Raw genomic sequence first — 24123 nt, 5'->3', positions numbered from 1 at the left:
CGGGCGCGGATCCCGGGCGTGCCGCACACGCCCCCGCCGCACGCGAGAGGGGCGGATCCGCCGGATCCGCCCCTCTCGTTCGCTCGCGCGGTCAGTTGGACGTGAAGCCCACGAGCAGGCCGCCCGTGACCTTGACCGCCATGTTGTAAATGCCCGCGGCCACCGCGCCGAGCACGGTGACGACGACGAGGTTCAGGATCGCGACGACGGATCCGAACGCGAAGACCTGCGGCAGTCCGACCGCCGCCTGGATCGAGAAGGCGCCGTCGCTGAAGCTCGAGACGAACTCGTCGACCTGAGCGATCAGGCCCGTCGACTGCACGACGAGGAACACGAGGAGGAAGGACACGAGCGTCACGATGGCCACGGCGATCGCCACGAGGAAGGAGAGCTTCACCGCGGACCAGAAGTCGACGTAGACGAGCCGCAGGCGCACCTGCTTCGAGGACGACTTCTGCGCGGACTTCTTCGCGAGCTTGTCAGCTACCGTGCTCATGCGTCACCTTCTGCGGATTCGGGAGCGGCGTCGGTCGCCGGCTCGTCGGTCTCGTCCTCACCCAGGCCCCGCTCGCTGTTGCGCGCGATCGTCAGGATGTGGTCGCCCTTGTCGGGACGCGCGAACACGACTCCCATGGTGTCACGGCCCTTGGAGGGCACCTCGGCAACGGCCGAGCGTACCACCTTGCCCTTGGCGAGCACGACGAGCACCTCGTCGTCCTCCGATACCACGAGGCCGCCCGCGAGCTCGCCCCGGTCGTCGTTGAGCTTCGCCACCTTGATGCCGAGGCCGCCGCGGCCCTGCTGCCGGTACTCGGCGATCGGCGTGCGCTTGGCCCAGCCGCCGTCGGTGACCGTGAACACGTACGTGTCGACGCGGGCGACGGAGGCGCTCAGCAGCTCGTCGTCCTCGCGGAACGACATGCCCTTGACGCCCGACGTCGAGCGGCCAAGCGGGCGCAGCGAGTCGTCGCCGGCCGCGAACTGCAGGGACATGCCCTTGCGGCTGATGAGCAGGATGTGGTCGTCGCCGTTGACCAGGAGCGCATCGACGAGCTCGTCGCCGTCGCGCAGGTTGATCGCGATGATGCCGCCCTGCCGGTTCGAGTCGTACTCCGTCAGGCGCGTCTTCTTCACGAGGCCGTTGCGGGTCGCGAGCACGAGGTACTCGGTGTCCTCGTAGCTCTTGAGCTCGATCACCTCGGCGATCTGCTCGTCGGGCTGCAGCGCGAGCAGGTTCGCCACGTGCTGGCCCTTCGCGTCGCGGCCGGCTTCGGCCAGCTCGTATGCCTTGACGCGGTAGACGCGACCCGTGTTCGTGAAGAACAGGATCCAGTGGTGCGTCGTCGTGACGAAGAAGTGCTCCACAACGTCGTCCGCGCGCAGCTGCGCTCCGCGCACGCCCTTCCCGCCGCGGTGCTGGCTGCGGTACAGGTCGCTGCGCGTGCGCTTGACGTAGCCCTCTCGGGTGACGGTGACGACGACCTCCTCCTCGGCGATGAGGTCCTCGATCGACACGTCGCCGTCGAACCCGGGGAGGATCTCGGTGCGGCGGTCGTCGCCGAACTTGTCGGCGATCGCCGTGAGCTCCGTCTTGACGATGTCGCGCTGGCGCGCGTCGCTACCGATGATGTCGAGGAAGTCGGCGATCTTCGCCTCGAGCTCCGTGGCCTCGTCGACGATCTTCTGCCGCTCGAGCGCCGCGAGGCGGCGCAGCTGCATCGCGAGGATCGCGTCGGCCTGCAGGTCGTCGATGTCGAGGAGCGCCTTAAGCCCCTCGCGGGCGTCGTCGGCCGTCTGCGACCGGCGAATCAGCGCGATGACCTCATCGAGCGCGTCGAGCGCCTTGAGATAGCCGCGCAGGATGTGCATGCGCTCCTCGGCCTTGCGCAGCCGGAACCGGGTGCGCCGGACGATGACCTCGAGCTGGTGGGTGATCCAGAGCGAGATGAAGCGGTCGAGCGGCAGCGTGCGCGGCACGCCGTCGACGATCGCGAGCATGTTCGCGCCGAAGTTCGTCTGCAGGTCGGTGTGCTTGTAGAGGTTGTTCAGCACGACCTTCGCGACCGCGTCGCGCTTGAGGACAACGACGAGGCGCTGCCCCGTGCGGCCCGAGGTCTCGTCGCGGATGTCCGCGATGCCCGTGACCCGCCCCTCGCGGGCGAGCTCGCCGATCTTCACCGCGAGGTTGTCGGGGTTGACCTGGTAGGGCAGCTCGGTCACGACGAGGCAGGTGCGGCCCTGGATCTCCTCGACGCTCACGACCGCGCGCATCGTGATGGATCCGCGCCCCGTGCGGTACGCCTCGTGGATCCCCTTGTTGCCGAGGATCTGGGCGCCCGTCGGGAAGTCGGGTCCGGGGATCCGCTGCATGAGGCCGCCGAGGACCTCCTCGCGCGGCAGCTCCGGGTTCTCCAGCGCCCACAGGGCGCCGGCCGCGACCTCGCGGAGGTTGTGGGGCGGGATGTTCGTCGCCATGCCGACCGCGATGCCGACGGATCCGTTCACCAGCAGGTTCGGGAAGCGCGCGGGCAGGACCGTGGGCTCCTGCGTGCGCCCGTCGTAGTTGTCCTCGAAGTCGACGGTCTCTTCCTCGATGTCACGCACCATCTCGAGCGCGAGGGGAGCCATCTTCGTCTCGGTGTACCGCGGGGCGGCCGCGCCCTGGTTGCCGGGCGTGCCGAAGTTACCCTGGCCGAGCGCGAGCGGGTAGCGCATCGACCACGGCTGCACGAGGCGCACGAGGGTGTCGTAGATCGCGCTGTCGCCGTGCGGGTGGTACTGACCCATGACCTCGCCGACGACGCGGGTGCACTTCGAGAACGACTTGTCGGGCCGGTACCCGCCGTCGTACATCCCGAAGATCACGCGGCGGTGCACGGGCTTGAGCCCGTCGCGCACGTCGGGCAGCGCGCGCCCGATGATGACACTCATCGCGTAGTCGAGGTAGCTGCGCTGCATCTCCGACTGCAGGTCGACCTGGTCGATGCGGCCGTGGTTGTGCCCGGCGTTGATGTCGGGGCGCTCTTCGTCAGTCATAAGTCTGTGTCTTCCTCGTTCGTCCGCTCGATCAGATGTCGAGGAAGCGGACGTCCTTCGCGTTGCGCTGGATGAACCCGCGGCGGGACTCGACGTCGTCGCCCATGAGGACCGAGAAGATCTCGTCGGCCGCGGCCGCGTCCTCGATCGTCACCTGGCGCAGGGTGCGGGTCTCGGGATCCATGGTCGTCTCCCACAGCTCCTCGGCGTTCATCTCGCCAAGACCCTTATAGCGCTGCACGCCGCCCTCGTTGCTCTTCGGCAGGCGCCAGCCGCGCGCGAGGCCCGCCTCGAGGAAGACGTCGCGCTCGCGGTCGCTGTAGACGTACTCGTGGTCGGCGTTCGTCCACTTCAGGCGGTACAGCGGCGGCATCGCGAGGTAGACGTACCCGGCCTCGATGAGCCCGCGCATGTAGCGGAAGAGCAGCGTCAGCAGCAGCGTCGTGATGTGCTGGCCGTCGACGTCGGCGTCCGTCATGAGGACGATCTTGTGATAGCGCGCCTTCTCGATGTCGAAGTCCGGCCCGATGCCCGTGCCGAAGGCCTGGATCATCGCCTGGACCTCCTTGTTGCCGAGGGCCTTATCGAGGCGCGCGCGCTCGACGTTCAGGATCTTGCCGCGCAGCGCGAGGATCGCCTGCGTGAGCGGGTTGCGCCCGTTCACGGCGGATCCGCCGGCCGAGTCGCCCTCCACGAGGTACACCTCGCTGATGGACGGATCCTTACTCGTGCAGTCCTTGAGCTTGTCGGGCATGGCGGCCGACTCGAACACGCTCTTGCGTCGGGCCGTCTCGCGCGCCTTGCGGGCGGCCATGCGCGCGGTCGCGGCGTCGATCGCCTTGCGCACGACGTTCTTCGCCTGCGCGGGGCTGCGCGCGAACCAGTCGCCGAGCTCGTCGGCGACGATGCGCTGGACGTAGCTCTTGGCCTCGGTGTTGCCGAGCTTCGTCTTGGTCTGGCCCTCGAACTGCGGCTCGCTGAGCTTGACGGAGATGACGGCCGTGAGGCCCTCGCGGACGTCGTCGCCCGTGAGGTTGTCGTCCTTCTCCTTGAGAAGGTTGTTGGCGCGCGCGTAGCGGTTCACGAGCGACGTCAGCGCCGCGCGGAAGCCCTCCTCGTGCGTGCCGCCCTCGTGCGTGTTGATCGTGTTGGCGTACGTGAACACGTTCTCGCTGTACGAGGTCGTCCACTGCATCGCGACCTCGAGCGCGATCTTGCGCTCGGTGTCCTCCGACTCGAAGCTGATGATGTCCTCGTGGACGCGCTCCGCCTTGCGCGCGCTGTTGAGGTAGTCGACGTAGTCCATCAGGCCGCGCTCGTAGTGGAAGACGTCGTGACGCTGCTGCGCGACGGGCGCGCCCTCCTCCGTCTCGACCTCCTCGGTCGAGGTGGGCCGCTCGTCGAAGAGCTCGATCTTCAGGCCCTTGTTGAGGAAGGCCATCTGCTGGAAGCGCGTGCGCAGGACCTCGTACTCGAACTCGACGGTCTCCGTGAAGATGTCGGGGTCCGGCCAGAACGTGATCGAGGTGCCGGTCTCGTCGGTCGGCTCGCCCTGCGCGACGGGCGCGGTCGGGACGCCGCCGGTCGTGAAGGACTGGCGCCACACGCTCCCGTCGGTGCGGACGACGGCCTCGAGGCGCGTCGACAGCGCATTGACGACGGAGGATCCGACGCCGTGGAGCCCGCCCGAGACCGCGTAGCCGCCGCCGCCGAACTTGCCGCCGGCGTGGAGGACGGTGAGGACGACCTCGAGCGTCGACTTCTTCTCGACCTTGTGCATGCCGACGGGGATCCCGCGACCGTTATCGACAACGCGTACGCCGCCGTCCTCGAGGAGCGTCACGGTGATCGTGTCGCAGTAGCCGGCGAGCGCCTCGTCGACCGAGTTGTCGACGATCTCGTACACCAGGTGGTGCAGGCCGCGCGGGCCGGTGGATCCGATGTACATACCCGGGCGCTTGCGGACCGCCTCGAGGCCCTCGAGGACCTGGATCTGGTCGGCGCCGTACTCGTTCGTCACCTTGCCGGAGCCCACGGATGCGCCGGTGCCCCCGCTCGCCGTCGTCGAATCAGGCTCGTTCCCGGGGGTCTCGCTCGTCATGTAGGTGTCGCTCCTTGTAGGTCGAACAGCGTCTGCCATTCTACCCGTTTCGGACGACGAAAACCGCGTAACAGGCCCTCTCGCGGGAGAAATCCCCCTCCGACGGGATGCGACCCGTCTTACCCGTACGTATCGCGCGGACCGCGGCCCTGAACGCGTCTGAAGCCATGTTTCCAGGTCGGCACGTCTGGCCCGAAGAAGCGAATCTCCTTCACGCCCGCCTCGGGGTACAGCTGAAGGATCCGCGTGAGGAACGCGGCGCGCAGCAGATGCATCTGCTTCGCGCGGGCCGTCGAGTCGCACCGGACGACGACGAGGCCCTGCGCGAACGTCTCGATGAAGGAGTGGGCGGCGTTGTCGTCGCCCGCGATCTCCTCCCAGTTGAGCGCCAGGTCCTCGCGTTCGAGCTGCGGCGCCCACCCGCTGGACGCGGTGAGGGCCGAGATGGCGTCGCCGAGCGGCTTCGGATCCCGCCCCTTCGCGAACGGCTGGCTGCCGTCCGGATCCCCGCGCCGCCGCTTCTTCCAGCGCGCCGCCTTGCTCAACGGCAGCCCGCGCAGGCGCAGGTAGGTCGCGATGGTCTCCGGCACGCCGGGGGGTCGCTCCTCGCTCATCGCGGCTCCTCCAGCGGATGCTCGGAGAGCGGCCCGAGGATCGCGCCGGCCTCGATCCGCACCGCGTCACGGCGGAGCGGATCCGGCAGGTCCCCGGCCACCGCCGCCGTCACGATGACCTGCTCGTAGTCGGCGACGACACCGGCAAGGCGCCCGCGCCGCGCCGCGTCGAGCTCGGCGAACACGTCGTCCAGAATGAGGATCGGGTCACCGCCGGGCGACTCGCTGCGCAGCAGCTCGGCCGACGCCAGCCGGAGGGACAGCGCGACGGACCAGCCTTCGCCGTGCGAGGCGTATCCCTTGACCGGCAGCCCCCGCAGCCGCAGGACGAGGTCGTCGCGGTGCGGCCCGACGAGGGTGAGGCCGCGCTCAAGCTCCTGCGCGCGCCGGTTCTCCAGTGCCTGGCGGAACTGGGCGGCCGTGTCGCCCGCGGCGGGGACGCCCTCGTCGATGTCCTCGCCCTCCTCGGGGTCGGATCCCCCGATCGACAGCGCCCACGCGAGCCCTGGCGCGTGATCCTCGCCCGCGATCGCGGCGTAGGCGCGGGAGACGGGGGCCGCGAGATCCGCGGCAAGGCGCGTGCGCGCGTCGATGATCTGGGATCCGAGCGCGACGAGCTTGTCGTCCCAGACGTCGAGGGTGCTGAGGCTCTCGGCGCGCATGCCGCGCGCCCGCGCGGACTTGAGCAGCGTGGTGCGCTGCTTGAGCGCGCGGTCGTAGTCGGCCATGACCGCCGCGAGCCGCGGCGTGCGCTGCACGAGCAGCTGATCCGCAAAGCGACGCCGGGACCCGGGGTCGCCGCGGACGATCGTGAGGTCCTCGGGCGCGAAGAGCACGACCTGCGCGTAGCGCGGCAGCTCGCTCGTGCGCACGGGGTTGCTCGAGATGCGCGCCTTGTTCGAGCCCTGCTTGTTGATCTGCAGCTCGAGGGTGACCTTGCGGGATCCGTGCGTCAGGCGCGCCCGGACGAACGCGGCCGATTGCCCCTCGCGCACGAGCGGCGCGTCGGCGGAGACCCGGTGCGAGCCGAGCGTCGCGAGGTACGCGACCGCCTCGGCCAGATTCGTCTTGCCCTGGCCGTTGCGGCCGACCAGCAGGTTCGTCCCCGGCCGAAGCTCGAGCTCCGCCTGCGCGTAGTTGCGGAAATCGACGAGGCTCAGGTGTTCGACGATCATGCGCCGAACCCGGCTTAGCGCAGCAGCAGGTTGGGCTGCAGCAGGTACTTGAAGTTGTCGCTCGCCGCGTCGTCGACCGAGGTCTGCGCCGTGACGAGGATGGGGCTGAGCTTGTTGGCGTTGTCGCTCGACGTGAACGTGATCCGCGCGAACTCGCTCTTGACCGCGCCGAGCGCGTCGAGCAGGTACTGCGGGTTCAGGCCCAGCGTGACCTCGTCTCCGCCCGTCAGAGTGGCGTCGACCGACTCGGACGCGCGCGCCTGGTCGCCGCCGGCGGCATCCATCGTGACCTCGTTCTGCGAGAACGTGAAGCGCAGGGGCGCGGAGCGATCGAGCACGAGCGCCACGCGGCGCACGGCCTCCGTGAGGTCGCTCGTCGACACGACGGCGTAGTGGCCGGTCTGCTCCGGGAACAGGCGGCGCACGGGCGGGAAGTTGCCCTTGATGAGCAGCGAGGTCACGGTCCTGTTGCCTGCCGTGAACGCGATGATCTCGCGGTCGCCGGATCCGGAAAACGCGACGGAGATGTTGCCGCCGTGCGAGAACGTCTTGCCGACCTCGGTGAGGGTGCGCGAGGGCACGAGGGCCTTCGCATTGGACTGGCTACCATCCCAGTCGATGTCGCGCAGCGCGACGCGGTAGCGGTCGGTCGCGACGAGGCTCAGCTGGTTGTCGTGGACCTCGAGCTGCACGCCGGTGAGCACCGGCGTGACGTCGTCGCGCGAGGCGGCGAAGGCCACCTGCGAGATCGCCGTGGCGAAGTCCTCACCCGGCACGAGGCCGGACTCGCCGGTGACCTCGGGGATCGCGGGGTATTCCTCGACGGGCATCGACGCGAGCGCGAAGCGAGCGGGGCCGCAGACGACGGCGACATTGCCATCGTCCTCGGTCGAGACCTCGATCGGCGCGTGCGGGAGGCGGCTCGCGATGTCGTTGAGGAGGCGGCCGTGGACGAGGATCGTGCCGGGCTCGTCAATGGTCGCTTCGATCGTCGTCCGCGCGGAGGCCTCGTAGTCGAAGGCCGACAGCGCCAGCGTGCCGTCCTCTCCCGCCTCGATCAGCACGCCCGCAAGGATCGGCTGCGGATTGCGCTGCGGCAGCAGCTTCACGACGAACGAGACCGCCTCGCTGAAGACATCGCGGTTCACGTGGAACTTCACGTAACTCCCCCTCATGTGGCGAAAGACCTGGCGCGACACGCAGGTGAGTGCTCGGAAGGAGCGCGGATGTCGCGGGAAACCCATGCTAGTGCGTCGGCCTGACGGTCCACGCCGCCGCCGGCGTCACGGTGATCGGGGGCCCTCTTCGAAAGAGAAATCTCTTAACAGCGTTAACGGCTGTGGAGAGTGTGGATAACTCTGTGGATCCGTGTCGGCAGTAAGGAATCACACGCGTGTGAGTTGTGGAATCGATGCGGAGGGGGTGGGGGAAGCGGATGACGCGGCGGAGCGACGTCCACGGCCGTTTTCACAAGCCGGGCGCGTGTCCTACACAGCTGGCAGGGCGTGTCTCCACAGTTATCCACAGGTTTTCCACACTGGGGAGAACCCTTAACGCCCTCGCCGCAGTCGTGTCAAGCGCGAGTTGGGGAATACGTCACCGCGCGTTCAGATGCGCCCGGGGAACGCGGGCGGAAAAATGCGGCAGGACCCCCGTCTTTGTCGACGGGGGCCCTGTGGATAACGTGTGGAAAAGTCGCGGGGTGCGAGGATCCGCGCGGGATGCCGCTGGGGACGGACGGGCGCGCCGTCAGCGACGACCCAGCTGCGCGGTGATCTCCTGCACCTGGTTGTACAGCTGCCGTTTCTCTTTCATGAGCTCGGTGATTTTCTTCGTCGCGTACATCACCGTCGTGTGATCGCGTCCGCCGAACAGCTGCCCGATCTTGGGCAGAGAGAGGTTCGTCCGCTCGCGGCAGAGGTACATCGCGATCTGCCGGGCCTGCGCGACCGCCTGCGCGCGTCCGGGGCCGTAGAGGTCCTCGACGGTCAGCTTGAAGTAGTCGGCCGACGCCTTGATGATGTCGGTCGGCGAGACGACGGTGTCCTCCGGCTTGTCGACGATGTCGCGCAGGACCCCCTCCGCCAGCTCGCGGGAGACCTCGGAACGGTTCAGGCTCGCGAAGGCCGAGACCCGGATGAGGGCACCCTCGAGCTCGCGGATGTTGGTCGAGACCATGGACGCGATGTACTCGATGACGTCCTCGGGGATATAGATCCGCTCGCTCGAGGCCTTCTTACGAAGGATCGCGATGCGGGTCTCGAGGTCGGGCGCCTGCACGTCGGTGATGAGGCCCCACTCGAAGCGCGACCGCATCCGGTCCTCGAACCCCGTGAGCAGCCGCGGCGCGACGTCGCTCGTGATCACGACCTGCTTGTCGTGGTCGTGCAGCGTGTTGAACGTGTGGAAGAACGTCTCCTGCGTCTCGGCCTTGCCCTGGAGGAACTGGATGTCGTCGATCAGCAGGATGTCGAGGTCGCGGTATCGCGCGTTGAAGGCCGCTCCGCGGTTGTTCGCGATCGAGTTGATGAAGTCGTTCGTGAACTCCTCGCTGGAGACGTAGCGGACGCGGACCCCGGGGAAGAGGTTCTGCGCGTAGTCGCCGATCGCGTGGAGGAGGTGCGTCTTGCCGAGGCCGGAGTCGCCGTAGATGAACAGCGGGTTGTACGCCTTCGCCGGAGCCTCCGCGACCGCGACCGCGGCGGCGTGCGCGAAGCGATTCGACTGTCCGATGACGAAGTTGTCGAAGGTGTACTTCGGGTTCAGCCGCGTCTCGCTGCGGGACTGGGTCTGCGGCGTCTCGATCGGGCGGGGCGCGGACCGCTCGGGCGCGGCCTCGCGGGTCTCGTCCGCGATCGGGTGCGGCTCCGGGATATAGGGCTGGTCGGCGAGCTCCGGGTTGACGACGACGCGAAAGCTCGTGACCTCGTCCCCGATGCGGCCGAGCGCGTCCATGATCGGCTCGCGCATGCGCTTGTTGAGCTGACCCGCCGTGAGGTCGTTCGGCACGTCGAGGTAGAGCGCGCCTCCCATGACCCCCTGGGCCACGGCGAGGTTCAAGAAGCCCTCGAGCTGCGGCGTGATCCGGTCGTCGTTCTCGAGCTCCGCGATGACCAGGCGCCAGATCGGCACGTCCGGGACGTCTGCCATCGGTCCACTCCCCTTTTGTACACAGCCTGTGGATAACTTCGAATACGCTAGTCATCCTGGCGCCGCCCCGCAAACGCGTCGGCGAGCGGATCCGCGTGTTGCGGCGGGCAAGCGGCCCGTCCTGTGGGGATACTGACAGGTTTGGCGCGCGGTTTGCGCCGCGAGCGGCGCCCGGCGTATTCTATTGCGGTTGACTTGTGCCCATCTCGGGCACCCCTGTACCCGTCTCCGGTCGACCAGTTCCGGTGACACGTCCTCCCGGAGTGAGAAGGCTATGAGCAAGCGCACTTTCCAGCCCAACAACCGTCGTCGCGCCAAGAAGCACGGCTTCCGCGCCCGCATGCGTACGCGCGCCGGCCGCGCGATCCTCAACGCTCGCCGCGGCAAGGGCCGCACCGAGCTCTCGGCGTAACGCCCCCTCGACGTCGCGACGGGTGTGCTCGGCAAGCCGCAGCGGATCACCCGCGGGATCGACTATCGCATGGTCGTCCGGCGGGGAGCGCGGCGCGCGGGCGAGACGCACGTCGTGCACGTCGTCGACACCGGCGAGCCCCGTCCGCCCCGCTTCGGCTTCATCGTGAGCAAGGCGGTCGGCAACGCCGTGACGCGCAACACCGTTCGGCGTCGCCTCAAGGCCATCTGCCTCGAGGCGACGCCGTCGTTGCGCCCGGGCGCCGACGTCGTGATCCGCGCGCTTCCCGCCTCGGCCGCGGCGCCCTTCGCAGACCTGCGGCGCGACGTCGCCCGCGGGCTCGCCCGGAAGGCCGGCGCGTGAGCGTCCTGCCGGCGTCCGCCGTCGGGACGGGGCGGATCCGCGCCGCCGACGCGGTCCGCGCGCTCCCGCTCGTGCCCCGCAACCTGGGCCTAGGCCTGCTCCTCGCCTACCGGGCGACGATCTCCCGCATCTATGGCGACGTCTGCCGCTATTACCCCTCCTGCTCGGCATACGCCGTGACCGCAGTGCAGCAGCACGGCCTCGTGAGAGGATCGGGGTTGGCCGCGGCGCGCATCGCGAGGTGCCATCCCTGGGCCGCGGGCGGCGAGGACGACGTGCGCCCGCACGCGAACTTCCGATACGACCTGACCCCCCGTGGCCTCGTGGTGCCGCGCCGAAAGGACTGACCCTCCGTGGACTTCTTCGGAACGATCCTCTTCCCGATCCGCTGGGTGATCGAGGCGATCCTCGTCGGGTGGCACTGGCTGCTGACGACCGTGGGAATGCCCAGCGCGGGCGGCCTCACCTGGGTCCTGTCGATCCTCGGAGTCGTCGTCGTCGTGCGACTGGCGATCTTCCCGCTCTTCGTCAAGCAGATCAAGAGCCAGCGAAAGATGATGGAGCTGGCGCCCGAGATCAAGAAGATCCAGACGAAGTACAAGGGAAAGCGCGATCAGCTGTCTCGCGAGGCGATGAGCCGCGAGACGATGGCGCTGTACAAGAAGCACGGCACGACCCCCGTCTCGGGCTGCCTGCCGATGCTCGTCCAGATGCCCATCTTCTTCTCGCTGTACTGGACGCTGCACGACATCAGCGTGTGGGCGGCGGCCGACGAGTCGGGCCTGAACTCGTGGCTGTTCACGGCCGAGCGCGTGCACGAGTTCAACGACGCGTCGCTGTTCGACATCGCGCCGCTGAGCATGACGCTCGTCGATCACTTCAACAACGGCATCGATTCGCTGCCGGCCGTGATCATGCTGATCATCCTCGTCGCGCTGATGATCTCCACGCAGTTCGTCACGCAGCTGCAGATCGTCTCGAAGAACCTCTCCCCCGAGGCGAAGACCGGCCAGGCGTACCAGATGCAGCGCATCATGCTCTGGATCATCCCGTTCGCCATGATCTTCTCGGGCGTCTTCTTCCCGCTCGGCGTTGTCACCTACTGGTTCTTCAACAACCTGTGGACGATGGGCCAGCAGTTCTACATCATCCACGAGAACCCGACGCCCGGATCCGAGGCCGCCAAGGCCCGCGAGGAGCGCCTCGCGAAGAAGGGCAAGGCCGTCAACGCCGCGGGCAAGGTCGTGCCGATGGCGGAGTACGAGCGCGAGCAGGAGGAACTGGCGCGCAAGGTCGAGGCCGAGCGCCAGGAGCGCGCGAAGCGCGTGCAGCCGAAGTCGGCGAAGCGCGCCAAGAAGGACCAGCAGCGAAACGCGGGCCCGGGCCCGCAGAAGTCCGGCCAGGGGTCGGCGGGAGAGAGCGCATGACGCACGAGGACACCCCGACCAAGGAGCAACTGGAGCGGGAGGGCGACGTCGCGGCGGACTACCTCGAGGGCCTGCTCGACATCGCCGACATCGACGGCGACTTGGAGCTCGACGTGCGGCAGGGCCGCGCGTACGTGTCAGTCGAGAGCGACGATGCGTCGCTTCGTCCGCTCGCGGATCCGGACACCGTCCAGGCGCTCCAGGAGCTCACGCGGCTCGCGGTGCAGCGGGAGACGGGCGAGTTCTCGCGCCTCATCCTCGATGTCGGGGGCTCGCGCGACACGCGTCGCGCCCAGCTGGCGGAGCTCGTCGATCAGGCGGTCTCGCGGCTGGACGACGGCGCCACCCAGGCCTCGCTGCCCGCGATGACGTCGTACGAGCGCAAGATCGTTCACGACATCGTGGCGGAACGCGGGCTCGTCTCGGAGTCGTACGGCGAGCGGGACGACCGGCACACGGTCATCCGCAAGGCCTGACGGCCGTGACGAACGACGCGCTCGAGCCGGAACCCGCCGAGGCGGCGGCGCTGTTCGGCGTCCGCATCGACCTCGCGCGGCGCTTTACGGTCGCCCTTGCCGAGCACGGCGAGGAGCGCGGGCTGATCGGCCCGCTCGAGGTGCCGCGGCTGTGGAACCGTCACATCCTCAACTCGGCGATCGCGGCGCCGCTGTTCCCCGCGGGCGGCCGCGTGGGCGACGTCGGGTCCGGGGCGGGCCTGCCGGGCCTCGTGCTGGCGATCGCGCGCCCCGACATCGAATGGATCCTTATCGAGCCGATGGAGCGACGCGTGGCGTGGCTCACGGAACAGGCGGACGCGCTCGGGCTCAAGAACGTGCGTGTCGAGCGGGCGCGGGCGGAAGAGGCGGGTCGCTACGAGGGCTTCCTGGACGCCGTGACGGCGCGCGCCGTGTCGGCCCTGCGCACCCTGATCCCGTGGACCGCGCCGCTCGTGCGCGACGGTGGTGAGCTGATCCTCCTCAAGGGACAGAACGCCGAGCGCGAGATCGACGCGGCGGCCAAGGCCGCGCGCAAGTACAAGCTGAGCGACGTGCGCGTGGAGATCCTCGGCGAGGGCGAGATCGCGGAGCCGACGCGCGTCGTCCGCGCGACCGTGCGCGCCTGACGCCGGCCGACCGCGGTAGCGTCGGGTCATGACGCTGCTCGGTCCCGGGGACGTGGCGATCCTGGCGAACCCGCGCGCGGGCGCCGGGAGGGCTGTGGCGACCGCGAGGGCGGCACGCGAGAGGCTCGCGCGGGCGGGGATCGCAGCCACGATTCTCACGGCCTCGACGGCTGCGGCGGTGTCCTCGCGCGTGCGCGCCGCACGAGACGGATCCGCTCGCGCGGTCGTCGCGGTGGGCGGAGATGGTATAGCCCACCTCGCCATTCAGGAGCTGGCGCGCGGGCCCGTCCCGTTCGGGATCATCCCCGTCGGCACGGGGAACGATTTCGCGCGCACGCTGGCGATGCCGCGGGATCCCGACGCGGCAGTGTCGCGCGTGGTGACGGCGGTGGCGACGGAACGCGTGCGCGACGTCGATCTCCTTCGCGTGCACCCGGAGAGCGGATCCGACGTGTGGGTGGCGGGGGCGACGTCGGCCGGCCTGGACGCGGCGGTGAACGCGCGAGCGAACGGGATGAGTCGCCCCCGTGGCGCCTCGCGCTACGTGTGGGCGGCGCTGCGCGAGCTCGCCGGGTACCGTGCCTGGGACTACGAGGTGGCCGTTCGGGGCATGGCGCTCTCGCCCGAGGAACTCGACCGCGTGGGCCGGTTTCCGGGCGTCGTCGGCGTCACCGCCGAGCAGGACGGCGGCGGCTATCGCGTGGACTGGCGCGCACGCGGGGCGCTTGTGACCCTGGCGAACGGGCCCACGATTGGCGGGGGCATCCCGATCGCGCCGCGCGCGTCGGCGACCGACGGACGCGCGGATCTGGTTCTGGCGGGCGACGTCGGCCGACGGGGAGCCTTCCCGCTGTTCGCCCGCATGCTCGTCGGGCGCCACACCTCGTCGGCGCGTGTCCTCGCGGGGCGAGCCCGCGGCATCGATATCGCCGCGGGCGGGGGCGCACCCCTCCCCCACGGCGACGGCGAGCCGCTTCCCGGCCTGCCCCTGCGCGTGCGGCTCGTCCCGGGCGCCCTGCGGGTGCTGGGATGAGCGCTCGCGCGCGACGCCAGGCCGGTCGCGTGCGCACCGCGCCATGTCGGGGGCCCGTGTGAGACTGACCGCGGAGATGTTTCACGTGAAACATGTGAGGGGGATCGCGGGATGTACGAGACGGACGAGGAGATCGCGGCGCTGGATGCGTTGCTCGCGGCGTCGCACGCGGGGGCGACGCGCCATCTGACGGACATCGTGTCCGGGGATCATCGATGGGGCGCGCGGCAGTTGCTCGCGCGTCTCGATGGCATGCGGGTCCTGAGCCTCGCCACGGTCACCGCTGGCGGCGAGCCGCGGGTGAGCGCTGTGGACGGCCACTTCCTCCACGGTGCCTGGACGTTCGGCACCGACGGATCCTCGGCCAAGGCGCGACATCTCGCCGCGCGACCCGCGGTGAGCGCGGCATGGATCGACGGCGAACGCACCGGATTCTTCACGCACGGGCGGGCCGTTCCGCTCGCCGACGACGAGACCGCGGTGTTCGCGCACTGGGAGCGGCACTACGGATCGGATCCGCGCACCTGGGGTGACGACATCCGCATGTTCCGGATCGTGCCGCAGTGGTGCGTCGCATACGCGGGGGATCCCCGCGCGGAGTAGCCGGGCGGATCGCCCGTCGGGGAGTCTGGCGTGCGTTCTTGGCCTCTCGGCGCGCCCGCGGGAGGCGCCCGCGCGAGCGCGGCTATGCGTCTCTCCCCCGGGTGCGGCAGTGGGCTTGGGTTGGCCCGCGCGCGGTGCGCTGGTGGCAGGTCGGGATCCGAGCGCGCGATGGAGGTGGGACGCGTGAGGCGGGGCAGGGGGCGGCGCGCGGTGCGCGGCGCGCGCGTCGTGGTCGTTCGCGATGGCAGGGCCCCGCGGGGGGTCCTTGCGGCGCGGTGGGGCGACGGACGGACGCGGCGCATCGGCCCTCTGTCGTCGCCATGCTGCCGAGTGAATGTTTCACGTGAAACGGTGGCGGTGGGGGTGGCGGTGTTCGTGGGTGCGGGCGCGGAGAGGTGCGTGTTCCCGCGGCGGTCCTCGTGGGCCGCGCGCCAGCGACTCACAGACCGCTGGGTCGGGCGAGGCCGTGCTGTTGACGGCGCTCCTGTCCCGGTGCGCCCCGCCCCCGCGTGCGAGGGGCGAGGCCCGTGCGCTCTTCTCAGAGCGCGATCGTCCGCCGACGCCGATTCGTTCAAAGGCGCTCTCGTGCTCGGGGGCGCGCACCTGGTACGCGACTGCGTGGCGGCGCGAGCGGCACGGGATCCTGCGCCCACAGGTATCCACCGGCGGGGTCTTCGGGCGCCCGGGCGCCCGGGCCCCCGGAGAGACGCGTGTGCCGGTCAGGGCCTCGCTGCGCGGCTCGGCTCCGTCGACGGTCGGCGGGCAGTGCGCGCGCTTCCTCCACCCGCGGCCGCCGTGGCTCGAACACCGTCGGCGCCTACCGCGGGCGGTGGGTGATGCGGAGGGCGGAGGGACATTCGGGGCCGCCCAGCTCGATCGTGACGGGTGTGCGCGTCCGTCCCAGTTCGCACAACTGGCCTTCTCCGGCGATGCGCCGGAGAACGGCGTGGGGTCGATGTTTCACGTGAAACTTCGGTGTTCGAGGGGGCTCCGCTCCCCCTGCCGGGGTGCGTCCCTCTCGGGTGGAGCGGCAGAGGTGCCGCGGGTGGCGGCGCGACGGCGCGGCGCTTCGCCTCGTCCTGAGCCTGAGCCTGAGCCTGAGCCTAAGCCTGCGCCGGGGTATGGACCTGGCCGTGTTCATTGTGCGACCCCTCGCGCGACCTCCGCTGGCCCTCTCGAACCGGTCATCTCACCGAGCGCGCGCGATCGCGACCCCGCCAGCCTGGCCGAGGAGGCCAGGGCCGAGCGGGTTCGAGCCCCGACGCCCCCGCGGAAACGCTCCTCCGTCCGACACGACCGGCGAGCGGCGCGTTGCGCGCGCCACCCCTCCCCCGCCCCGGCGGCTCATTGTTGTGCGCGGCAGGACGCTTTCGCCGCCTCTGTACGCGGCGCGTGAAAGGGGATGGCGCTCATCGGACGTCTGCGGCGTTGCCACGCGCTTGGCGCCGGTGACACCGGCGGGACCGCGCCCCGCATCCGGAGGCCACGGCGATCCGCCGCGTATTGGCACGCACAGCGTCCGTGGTGCGACGCGGACCATCGCGCGGCGTCCCGGCGACCCCCGTACGGCCCCGCCCCGCGTCGGAGAAGCGCTCCGCGCGCGGGGGTGATCGTCGGTGCGGGGCGAGGCCCGGGCGAGAGGTGGCTGACGCGGCAGCGGGTGCACTGCGACGGCGCCCAACGGGTCGCGAGACGAGGTGGTGACCGAGATTGACTCCGTTGGCGGCTGCTGTGGCGCCCCTCTGCGCGTGCCGGAGGGCGGCAATGCGCGCCCACTCGGCGGATGCGCGGCGAAGGAGGCCGGCTTTCACGGGGGGCATACCCCCGATCGAGGCGGAATCGGTTCGTGCGGATCATCGATCCCGTTCCCGTTATCGTGCGCCACGGCGTGGCGTGGCGGCGGGCTGCCCCCAGGCGCCCGATCTCCATAGCTGGCGGGGGGCCGGCTTCGTTTATGTTGCCAACCGTCAGCGCGGTGTGCGCGCGGCGCGGGGTCGCCTGGGCGGGGAGCGTGGTGGGGGCGCCGATCGGCGTGGCGGGCCTTTGCTGACGATGACCGCGAATGTTTCACGTGAAACATGACGGCGAGGCAGGTCGAATCGACAGGTCCTGACAGCGCCACAGGGCCGACTTGCGCGGCTTCACCTGCCATCGGCGGGTGCCCGAGGTGTGCCGCGCGTCGAGGGTGCGCGCCGCCGGGATCGTCGCTGTGCATGTGGGACGGGAAGCCCGCGTGTAGGGGTGGGGCGAAGATCCGTGCCCGATGGCCGCTGCGTCGGCGGGCCGACCACGGATCCGCTGGAGGAGAATCTTATGCGCGGCGAGATGATGTCCGTCGCGAGGCCGCGTCGCACGGCGCGGGGCGGGCGTGCACGAAGCCGTCGTGCACACGGGGGGAGGCGCCGCGCGTACGCTGGTCGGACGGTGCGCGCGGGCTGTGCCCGGATCCCCACCGCACACCCGGGCGGTGCCACTGCGGCCCTCCTCTCCGCCCGCTGCCCCTCCTCCACTTGCGGCGAGGGCTGCCCCTCCCCCCAGAGGCTGCGCTTGAACGTCGGCGGATCGGCGTGAAGCCTGGCTCTTGCGTTGGGTAGCGACCCGTCTCATGGCGATGCCGCGATCCACGACGAGAGTCGGCGTGCACGGCGCTGGCGCGCACAGGCCGCGACGTTCCCGATGCGCGTTGTGCGGCGCGCACTCCCCCGCACCCGCGAGTGGGCGGGATGGTGCCGGCGAGCGGCGCCTCTTCTTCCATGCCCTCGGGTCCGTGGAGGACTATAGGCGGCGGTTGGCGGCGCCGCTCAGGCCGCCGCGCGAGTGTTCCCGCCGGGGCGCGAGGGAGGAGGGGGTGCGGGGGGGTGGAGCGGCACGCCACACATCTGCGGAGGACATCGGCGCGCGGGCCGAGCGAGCGCATGTTTCACGTGAAACATTCTCTGAACGCGCGCCCCGTCGCGAAAGCCCGTCCGCGGGACGTGCGCCGGGGCGCGCGGCGTCGTCTACGGGGCGGCGGCGGACGGCGAGGCGAGAGCGAGGAGGCGCGGGCACAGGGACGATGGGTGGCGGCGTCGGGAGCGAGCTGACCGACAGCAGGCGCGCGAGCGGTCGGGAGTCTGCGGCGTGCAGCGCCGAATCGACCGAGCGCGTCAATGTTTCACGTGAAACATCCCGCTCGTTCGGCAGGGCGGGCCGCGCGGCACCGCGCGCCGGGCGCGAACGCGGGGGCGCCAGCGCTGTGCGTGGGCAACGACGCGGGCTCCTGCTCCAGGCGGGCCGCTGGCCGTGTTCGCGAGGGCGCGTTTCGTGACCGGCGGGTGTGCGCGGCCGGTGGATGCCCGTGCCGCTCCGACGGCTGGAGCGGGCGTCTTGCGTCTCACAGAGGTGGCTGTGGCGCCGAGGTGGGTGCGCGCCGCAGATGGGCGTTGGGCGTGTCCAGGAGAGCGAGAGGGGTGACCGGCGGGCGTGCGCCTACGGTACGTGACCGTGCCGCTCTGAGGAGCGGAGCGACCGTCGCGCATCCCGCGGTGGCGGGCGTGGCATGGAGGGGGCCGCGTCGTTGGGGCGGGTGCGGTGTCGAGACGGGCGCGCGCTGCAGGCAGTCGCTGCGCGTATCGACGAGGGCGTTATGGGACCGGCAGGCGTGCGCCTACGTTCCGTGCCGGTTCCGCTCTGATGGTCGGAGCGGGCGTCGCGCGTTCCGCAGAGTCCGTCGTGGGAACGAGGTGGGCGCGCGCCGCAGGCGGGCGCTGCGCCTATCGACGAGCGCGCGCTATTGGGACACCGGACCGTATGCGCCTGTGGTGCGTGCCCGTGCCGCTCTCACGAGCGGAGCCGGAGTCGCCCGTCCCGCAGAGGTAGCCCCGGCATCGACCCCATAGTGGCGGGAGGAGGCACCAGGTGCGAAGGGAGCCGTGCGGTACGCGCATGCGGCGTGTCTCGTCCGTCGAGACTCACCGGTAGCGGGGCCCCTGTCGGCGGGGCAAGCCTGGACGCCGCATGACACTAGGGAAGGAGGCCACGGCGGTGCGGGGCCCGATGTGTGAGGAGGAAAGCATGACGGCACGGCCTGGCGCGGGACGGGGCGGCCTCACGCGACCTCTCAGGGCGTGGCGCTCCTACGCGTCGCGCGATGTTTCACGTGAAACATCGCCGGATCCAGAGTGCGAGCGTGCCCGCCACTCGTCCGCGAGGATTGCATAGTCGACGCCGTCGATCCACCCGCGCGCGGCGTGGAAGGACGCCGACACCGTCAGCGCCTCCCGGCGCATGCCGAGCTTCTCCATGATGCGGATCGACGGGGCGTTGTCCGCGAACGCCGATGCCGTCACGCGCCGCACGCCGGCATGCACGAACGCGATCCGCAGCAGCTCCTCCCCCAGCTCCGTGCCCAGGCCGCGACCCGCGAAGCGCGGGTCGATCGTCCACCCGACCTCCGCCTCGCACCGCGCGACGGCGGCGGGGTCGGACCCGCCCTGGCCCCAGCCGTCCGCGACGGCGAGCTTTGCGTCCCCCACCAGTACGCCCGCGGCGCGCACCGCGAGCCCCTGCCCAACGAGTCTCGTCCGTGCGAAGCCCTCCCACGCGTCACGCGACGCGATCCACGTTCCCGTCCAGGTCGTGACCTCGGGGAGGCGGCGATACGCCCACGCTTCGTCCACGTCGCCCTCGGAGAACGGCGCCAGGGTCACGCGCGGGCCGGAGTGGGGCCAGAAGTCGAGGGAAGTGAGCATGCCTCCATTCTCCGTGAACGCGGCGCGCAGCGCCGATGTTGCACGTGAAACACCGCCGGCGCCCTGGGCGTGTTCGGGCAGCGCCGGGATAGAGTGGTCAGGTCGGCCTGGGACACGAAAGGACGAGCGTGAGTCAGCATTCCAGCGATATCGCTGCCGCCTTCGATGACAGCCCGATCATGCGGCAGCTGCAGGACCTGAGCGCCCGGCGGCGCCGCCTCGAGGAGGTGGACGTCGACTTCCCCGGTGGGACCCGCGTCATGACGGTGTCCAACCAGAAGGGTGGCGTCGGCAAGACGACGACGACCGTCAACATCGCCGCCGCGATCGCGGACCTGGGTGGCCGCGTGCTGGTGATCGATCTGGATCCGCAGGGCAATGCCTCGACGGCGCTGGGTGTCCCCCACACGGCCGACACCCCGAGCGTCTACGACGTGCTCATCAACGACCTCCCCATCGCCGAGGCGGTGCAGCAGAGCCCCGAGAACGAGCGCCTCTTCTGCCTGCCGAGCACCATCCACCTTGCGGGCGCCGAGATCGAGCTCGTGTCGCAGGTCGCGCGCGAAAAGAGGCTCGACACCGCCCTGCGCGACTACCTCGAGCAGCTCGATGAGCCCTTCGACTTCGTCCTGATCGACTGCCCGCCGTCGCTGGGCCTGCTCACGATCAATGCCTTCAGCTCGGCGGACGAGGTGTTTCTTCCGATCCAGGCCGAGTACTACGCCCTCGAGGGCCTGAGTCAGCTCCTGGGCAACGTGAAGATGATCCAGAAGCACCTCAACACGCGCCTCAAGGTGTCCACGATCCTCCTCACGATGTACGACGCCCGCACGCGCCTCTCCCAGCAGGTCGCCGACGAGGTGCGCGAGCACTTCCCCGACGAGGTGCTGCAGACGATGATCCCGCGATCGGTGCGCGTCTCCGAGGCGCCGAGCTTCGGCCAGACCGTGATCGCGTACGACGGCGGATCCGCGGGGGCGATCGCCTATAAGGAGGCGGCCGTGGAGATCGTGAAGCGCGGGGCACCCCGCAGGAAAGGGCGAAAGTAATGGCGAAGCGCACGGGCCTGGGGCGTGGAATCGGGGCGCTCATCCCCACCGGTACCGAGGCGCGCGAGCGCCCCGCCGACGTGTTCTTCGCGGGCTCCCCCGCGCTCGAGGAGGAGGCGCCCGCCGCGCCCGAGGCACCGAAGCGCCGGCCGGCGGCGAAGAAGGCTCCGGCGGCCGAGAGCCCGGCGGAGGTGCCGCTCACGGAGGTGCCCGGCGTGCGCCTCGTGCACGTCGACCCCCACGCGATCGTGCCCAACCCGCGGCAGCCGCGGACGCTCTTCGACGCGGAGGACCTCGCGGAGCTCGTGCACTCGGTGCGCGAGTTCGGGGTGCTCCAGCCGGTCGTCGTGCGCGACAAGAAGGACGGCACCTACGAGCTGATCATGGGCGAGCGGCGCACGCGTGCCTCGCGGGAGGCCGGTCTCGCCGAGATCCCCGCGATCGTCCGCGAGACGGCCGACGAAGACCTGCTGCGCGACGCGCTGCTCGAGAACATCCACCGCGCGCAGCTGAACGCGCTGGAGGAAGCGTCCGCGTACCAGCAGCTCATCAACGACTTCGGGATCACGCAGGAACAGTTGGCGGATCGGATCGGGCGCTCGCGCCCGCAGATCTCGAACACGATCCGACTGCTCCGACTGCCCGAGTCGGTGCAGCAGCGGGTCGCGGCGGGCGTCCTCAGCGCCGGGCACGCGCGCGCGATCCTCTCCCTCGACGGCGACGCCGACGGCATGCAGCGCCTCGCGGACAAGATCGTGAACGAGGAGCTCACCGTGCGCGGCGCCGAGACCGCGGCGAAGGTGATCCAGGCCGCGGGAACGTCGGCCCCCGCCGCTCCGAAGCGCCCCCAGGCCGGCGCGCGCCGCGCCTACCTCGACGAGGTCTCCGACAAGCTCGGCGATCGGCTCAACACAAAGGTAAAGATCGATCTGACCGCGAGAAAAGGCCAGATCAAGATCAGTTTCGCAACGATCCAGGACCTCAATCGGATCCTCGAGGAGCTCGGCGAATCCGGCTACGAGCAGTAGTCACGCCGGCCGGCATGTGACACCCTGTCCGGGCGGCGGCGATCGCCGCACGAAAGAGGAAGGAGCACGCATGCCGAATCCGAGCATCAAGGACGAGGAGCTGTACGAGAGCCTCCGCGAGGACGGCGCCTCGAAGGAAAAGGCCGCCCGGATCGCCAACGCCGCGGCGCGCGACGGGCGCTCGTCCGTGGGCCGCAAGGGCGGATCCGCGGACGACTACGAGGACCGCACGGTCGACGAGCTCCGCGACCGCGCGCGCGAGCTCGGGATCACGGGCCGCTCGCGCATGCGCAAGAGTGAGCTCATCGACGCCCTGCGCTCGCACTGATCACTCAGGCCCGACGGGCCGTGGGGCGCGCCGCGCGCCGTAGCCTGGAGGGGTGAGTTCCGAAGACCCCCTCCTCCCCCGCCGCGCGAGCGTCGAGGTGCTCCGTGCCGAGGCGCACGACGAGCTTTCGACGCTCATCCACGAGCGCCTGCGCGAGGGCGAGGATCCGTGGGACTTCATGGAGGACCTGCCGACGGTCGACGAACTCGTCGTGTTCATGCTGCGCGCGGAGCACATCGAGGCCGACGGCGGCCTGCGCCCCACCCACGCGCGCAACCAGCGCCTCCTCCGCCAGATCGCGGCGCAGTACCCCGACCTCTCGGCCGCGGTCTGGGGCATGCTCGGCGCCGAGAACACGCACCGGCGGTGGGACTCGGTCGTGCGGGTCCTCGGCGGCCGCTAAGCGGCGAGGCGCACACGACGAAGGGGGTGCCCGGAACGGATCCGGACACCCCCTTCGTCGCGCGGCGGGATTACTTCAGGAACTCGGCGAGGTCCTGCTCCAGCGCCTGCTTCGGCTTGGCGCCGATGATCGTCGTGGCCACCTCGCCGCCCGAGAAGACCTTCATCGCCGGGATCGACGTGATCTGGTACTTCATCGCAAGGTCGGGGTTCTCGTCGACGTTGAGCTTGACGATCGTGATCTTGTCGGCGTTCTCCGACTGAATCTGGTCGAGGACGGGCGCGACCATGCGGCACGGGCCGCACCATTCGGCCCAGAAGTCGACGAGCACGGGCCCGTCGGCCTGGAGGACGTCCTGCTCGAAGGTGGCGGAGGTGGTGACCTTGGCGCTCATAGTGGTTCTCCTTAGGGAAGTCGGTCAGGCCGTGACGGCCTCGGGGGTGGCGTGCGTGGCGTCGTCGAGCGCGGCGAGGTAGTGCTCGGCGTCGAGTGCCGCGACGGTGCCGCTCGCGGCGGCCGTGACGGCCTGGCGGTAGGACGGGTCGATGACGTCGCCCGCGGCGAAGACGCCGGGAACGGACGTGCGCGAGGAGCGGCCGTCGACCGCGATCGTGCCGTCGACGGTGAGGTCGAGGGTGTCGTGCACGAGGTGCGTGCGCGGGTCGTTGCCGATCGCGACGAACAGGCCGTCCAGGGCCAGCTCGCGCGTCTCGCCCGTCACGGTGTCGCGCAACACGACGCCCGTAAGGCCGCTCGCGCCCTGCAGCTCGGCGATCTCGGTGTTCCAGACGACCTCGATCTTGTCGTTGTCGAAGGCGCGCTGCTGCATGATCTTCGACGCGCGGAACTCGTCGCGGCGGTGGATGAGATAGACCTTCGACGCGAACTTCGTCAGGAAGGTCGCCTCCTCCATCGCCGAGTCGCCGCCACCGACGACCGCGATCGTCTTGTCGCGGAAGAAGAAGCCGTCGCACGTCGCGCACCAGGACACGCCGTGGCCCGACAGCTCGTCCTCGCGCGGCACGCCGAGCTTGCGGTACGCGGATCCCGTCGCGAAGATCACGGTGCGCGCCTCCAGCGTCTCGCCGGATCCGAGGGTCACGCTCTTGACGTCGCCCGCGAGGTCGAGCGCGGTCGCGTCGTCATAGACGACCTCGGCGCCGAAGCGCTCGGCCTGCTGCTGCATCTTGGCCATGAGGTCCGGGCCCATGACGGCCTCGGGGAAGCCGGGGAAGTTCTCGACCTCGGTCGTGTTCATCAGCTCGCCGCCGACCTCGACCTGGCTCGCCACGACGACCGGCGACAGGTTGGCGCGCGCCGCGTAGATCGCGGCGGTCCACCCGGCAGGACCGGATCCGATGATGATGACGTCTCGCACTGTCGCGGCCTCCTCAGGCGTTCGGTTCGTGTGCTGAAACCCATGCTACGGGCCCGGTATTCCCGGCGGGGTGGGAATCGGCGCCGTCCCGCCCGCGTGGCAGTTCGCGTTTCGCGCGCGGTGCGGCGAGACTCTTCCCTGTTCGAGACCCCGCGCGAGTCGCGCACCCC

At 70.3% G+C, this 24123-nt stretch carries 22 protein-coding genes; 12 read left to right on the top strand and 10 right to left on the bottom strand.

The genetic code is table 11. The annotated features are described in order from the left end of the window. Positions 1-91 precede the first annotated feature (91 nt). The 7 genes from G8E01_RS01660 to dnaA all read right to left on the bottom strand — a co-directional run bounded on the left by G8E01_RS01660 (position 92) and on the right by dnaA (position 10076). Positions 92-496, bottom strand: coding sequence for a DUF3566 domain-containing protein (locus tag G8E01_RS01660; RefSeq protein WP_166314953.1), 405 nt, complete (start codon positions 494-496; stop codon positions 92-94). Beyond that, entirely contained in the window at positions 493-3036 is a 2544-nt protein-coding gene (gene gyrA, locus G8E01_RS01655; protein ID WP_166314950.1) for a DNA gyrase subunit A, read from the bottom strand. The genes G8E01_RS01660 and gyrA overlap by 4 nt, the downstream gene beginning before the upstream one ends. Before the next feature lie 31 nt (positions 3037-3067). Continuing rightward, positions 3068-5137: a DNA topoisomerase (ATP-hydrolyzing) subunit B gene (gene gyrB / locus G8E01_RS01650; RefSeq protein WP_166314947.1), complete on the bottom strand. Its 2070-nt coding sequence runs from the start codon at positions 5135-5137 to the stop codon at positions 3068-3070. Positions 5138-5256: 119 nt separating this feature from the next. Next, entirely contained in the window at positions 5257-5751 is a 495-nt protein-coding gene (locus tag G8E01_RS01645; protein WP_166314944.1) for a DciA family protein, read from the bottom strand. After that, a complete protein-coding gene (gene recF, locus G8E01_RS01640) occupies positions 5748-6926 on the bottom strand; it encodes a DNA replication/repair protein RecF (protein ID WP_166314941.1) in 1179 nt (392 codons plus the stop codon). The genes G8E01_RS01645 and recF overlap by 4 nt, the downstream gene beginning before the upstream one ends. A gap of 14 nt (positions 6927-6940) precedes the next feature. Next, complete coding sequence (gene dnaN / locus G8E01_RS01635; protein WP_166314938.1) at positions 6941-8086, bottom strand: DNA polymerase III subunit beta; 1146 nt, start codon at positions 8084-8086, stop codon at positions 6941-6943. A gap of 589 nt (positions 8087-8675) precedes the next feature. Beyond that, a complete protein-coding gene (gene dnaA / locus G8E01_RS01630; protein ID WP_166314935.1) occupies positions 8676-10076 on the bottom strand; it encodes a chromosomal replication initiator protein DnaA in 1401 nt (466 codons plus the stop codon). A gap of 274 nt (positions 10077-10350) precedes the next feature. Here dnaA and rpmH point away from each other — a divergent pair, with 274 nt between their 5' ends. The 8 genes from rpmH to G8E01_RS01590 all read left to right on the top strand — a co-directional run bounded on the left by rpmH (position 10351) and on the right by G8E01_RS01590 (position 15037). Then, on the top strand, positions 10351-10488 hold the full coding sequence (rpmH, locus tag G8E01_RS01625) for a 50S ribosomal protein L34 (protein WP_155048808.1): 138 nt from the start codon (positions 10351-10353) through the stop codon (positions 10486-10488). A gap of 24 nt (positions 10489-10512) precedes the next feature. Continuing rightward, positions 10513-10851, top strand: coding sequence for a ribonuclease P protein component (gene rnpA, locus G8E01_RS01620; RefSeq protein WP_166314932.1), 339 nt, complete (start codon positions 10513-10515; stop codon positions 10849-10851). Then, entirely contained in the window at positions 10848-11198 is a 351-nt protein-coding gene (gene yidD, locus G8E01_RS01615; protein WP_166314929.1) for a membrane protein insertion efficiency factor YidD, read from the top strand. Before rnpA ends, yidD begins: the two co-directional genes overlap by 4 nt. A 6-nt stretch (positions 11199-11204) precedes the next feature. After that, on the top strand, positions 11205-12278 hold the full coding sequence (gene yidC / locus G8E01_RS01610) for a membrane protein insertase YidC (RefSeq protein ID WP_166314926.1): 1074 nt from the start codon (positions 11205-11207) through the stop codon (positions 12276-12278). Then, on the top strand, positions 12275-12754 hold the full coding sequence (locus G8E01_RS01605; protein ID WP_155048807.1) for a Jag family protein: 480 nt from the start codon (positions 12275-12277) through the stop codon (positions 12752-12754). Before yidC ends, G8E01_RS01605 begins: the two co-directional genes overlap by 4 nt. A 5-nt stretch (positions 12755-12759) precedes the next feature. Continuing rightward, a complete protein-coding gene (rsmG, locus tag G8E01_RS01600; protein WP_338100715.1) occupies positions 12760-13401 on the top strand; it encodes a 16S rRNA (guanine(527)-N(7))-methyltransferase RsmG in 642 nt (213 codons plus the stop codon). A 28-nt stretch (positions 13402-13429) separates the two neighbouring features. After that, positions 13430-14434, top strand: coding sequence for a diacylglycerol/lipid kinase family protein (locus G8E01_RS01595; RefSeq protein ID WP_166314923.1), 1005 nt, complete (start codon positions 13430-13432; stop codon positions 14432-14434). 111 nt (positions 14435-14545) lie between these two features. Continuing rightward, positions 14546-15037 (top strand): pyridoxamine 5'-phosphate oxidase family protein, encoded by a 492-nt coding sequence (locus G8E01_RS01590; RefSeq protein ID WP_166314920.1) that lies wholly within the window; start codon positions 14546-14548, stop codon positions 15035-15037. Between the two features lie 4115 nt (positions 15038-19152). Here G8E01_RS01590 and G8E01_RS01585 read toward each other — a convergent pair. Beyond that, the gene (locus G8E01_RS01585; protein ID WP_166314917.1) at positions 19153-19767 is read right to left on the bottom strand and encodes a GNAT family N-acetyltransferase; all 615 of its coding nucleotides are present in this window, start codon (positions 19765-19767) and stop codon (positions 19153-19155) included. A gap of 179 nt (positions 19768-19946) precedes the next feature. Between G8E01_RS01585 and G8E01_RS01580 the strand changes: the two genes are divergently transcribed. The 4 genes from G8E01_RS01580 to G8E01_RS01565 all read left to right on the top strand — a co-directional run bounded on the left by G8E01_RS01580 (position 19947) and on the right by G8E01_RS01565 (position 22575). Beyond that, a complete protein-coding gene (locus G8E01_RS01580; protein WP_166319678.1) occupies positions 19947-20816 on the top strand; it encodes a ParA family protein in 870 nt (289 codons plus the stop codon). Next, complete coding sequence (locus tag G8E01_RS01575; RefSeq protein WP_166314915.1) at positions 20816-21844, top strand: ParB/RepB/Spo0J family partition protein; 1029 nt, start codon at positions 20816-20818, stop codon at positions 21842-21844. Before G8E01_RS01580 ends, G8E01_RS01575 begins: the two co-directional genes overlap by 1 nt. 70 nt (positions 21845-21914) lie before the next feature. Further along, entirely contained in the window at positions 21915-22172 is a 258-nt protein-coding gene (locus tag G8E01_RS01570; RefSeq protein ID WP_166314913.1) for a Rho termination factor N-terminal domain-containing protein, read from the top strand. Between the two features lie 52 nt (positions 22173-22224). Then, complete coding sequence (locus G8E01_RS01565) at positions 22225-22575, top strand: tryptophan synthase subunit alpha (protein ID WP_166314911.1); 351 nt, start codon at positions 22225-22227, stop codon at positions 22573-22575. 70 nt (positions 22576-22645) lie between these two features. On the opposite strand, the gene trxA is transcribed toward G8E01_RS01565, so the two are convergent. After that, positions 22646-22969 (bottom strand): thioredoxin, encoded by a 324-nt coding sequence (gene trxA, locus G8E01_RS01560; RefSeq protein ID WP_155048801.1) that lies wholly within the window; start codon positions 22967-22969, stop codon positions 22646-22648. A 24-nt stretch (positions 22970-22993) separates the two neighbouring features. After that, entirely contained in the window at positions 22994-23953 is a 960-nt protein-coding gene (gene trxB / locus G8E01_RS01555; RefSeq protein WP_166314909.1) for a thioredoxin-disulfide reductase, read from the bottom strand. Positions 23954-24123: the final 170 nt, after the last annotated feature.

Source organism: Microbacterium excoecariae, assembly GCF_011326725.1.
GTDB lineage: Bacteria > Actinomycetota > Actinomycetes > Actinomycetales > Microbacteriaceae > Microbacterium > Microbacterium excoecariae.
This window is presented reverse-complemented; position numbering and strand designations above follow the sequence as displayed.

Bases quoted from the DNA above. Each gene is read 5' to 3' on its own strand.
- G8E01_RS01660 (WP_166314953.1), bottom strand. From the start codon at position 496: ATGAGCACGGTAGCTGACAAGCTCGCGAAGAAGTCCGCGCAGAAGTCG.
- gyrA (WP_166314950.1), bottom strand. From the start codon at position 3,036: ATGACTGACGAAGAGCGCCCCGACATCAACGCCGGGCACAACCACGGC.
- gyrB (WP_166314947.1), bottom strand. From the start codon at position 5,137: ATGACGAGCGAGACCCCCGGGAACGAGCCTGATTCGACGACGGCGAGC.
- G8E01_RS01645 (WP_166314944.1), bottom strand. From the start codon at position 5,751: ATGAGCGAGGAGCGACCCCCCGGCGTGCCGGAGACCATCGCGACCTAC.
- recF (WP_166314941.1), bottom strand. From the start codon at position 6,926: ATGATCGTCGAACACCTGAGCCTCGTCGATTTCCGCAACTACGCGCAG.
- dnaA (WP_166314935.1), bottom strand. From the start codon at position 10,076: ATGGCAGACGTCCCGGACGTGCCGATCTGGCGCCTGGTCATCGCGGAG.
- rpmH (WP_155048808.1), top strand. From the start codon at position 10,351: ATGAGCAAGCGCACTTTCCAGCCCAACAACCGTCGTCGCGCCAAGAAG.
- G8E01_RS01605 (WP_155048807.1), top strand. From the start codon at position 12,275: ATGACGCACGAGGACACCCCGACCAAGGAGCAACTGGAGCGGGAGGGC.
- G8E01_RS01595 (WP_166314923.1), top strand. From the start codon at position 13,430: ATGACGCTGCTCGGTCCCGGGGACGTGGCGATCCTGGCGAACCCGCGC.
- G8E01_RS01590 (WP_166314920.1), top strand. From the start codon at position 14,546: ATGTACGAGACGGACGAGGAGATCGCGGCGCTGGATGCGTTGCTCGCG.
- G8E01_RS01585 (WP_166314917.1), bottom strand. From the start codon at position 19,767: ATGCTCACTTCCCTCGACTTCTGGCCCCACTCCGGCCCGCGCGTGACC.
- G8E01_RS01580 (WP_166319678.1), top strand. From the start codon at position 19,947: ATGCGGCAGCTGCAGGACCTGAGCGCCCGGCGGCGCCGCCTCGAGGAG.
- G8E01_RS01575 (WP_166314915.1), top strand. From the start codon at position 20,816: ATGGCGAAGCGCACGGGCCTGGGGCGTGGAATCGGGGCGCTCATCCCC.
- G8E01_RS01570 (WP_166314913.1), top strand. From the start codon at position 21,915: ATGCCGAATCCGAGCATCAAGGACGAGGAGCTGTACGAGAGCCTCCGC.
- trxA (WP_155048801.1), bottom strand. From the start codon at position 22,969: ATGAGCGCCAAGGTCACCACCTCCGCCACCTTCGAGCAGGACGTCCTC.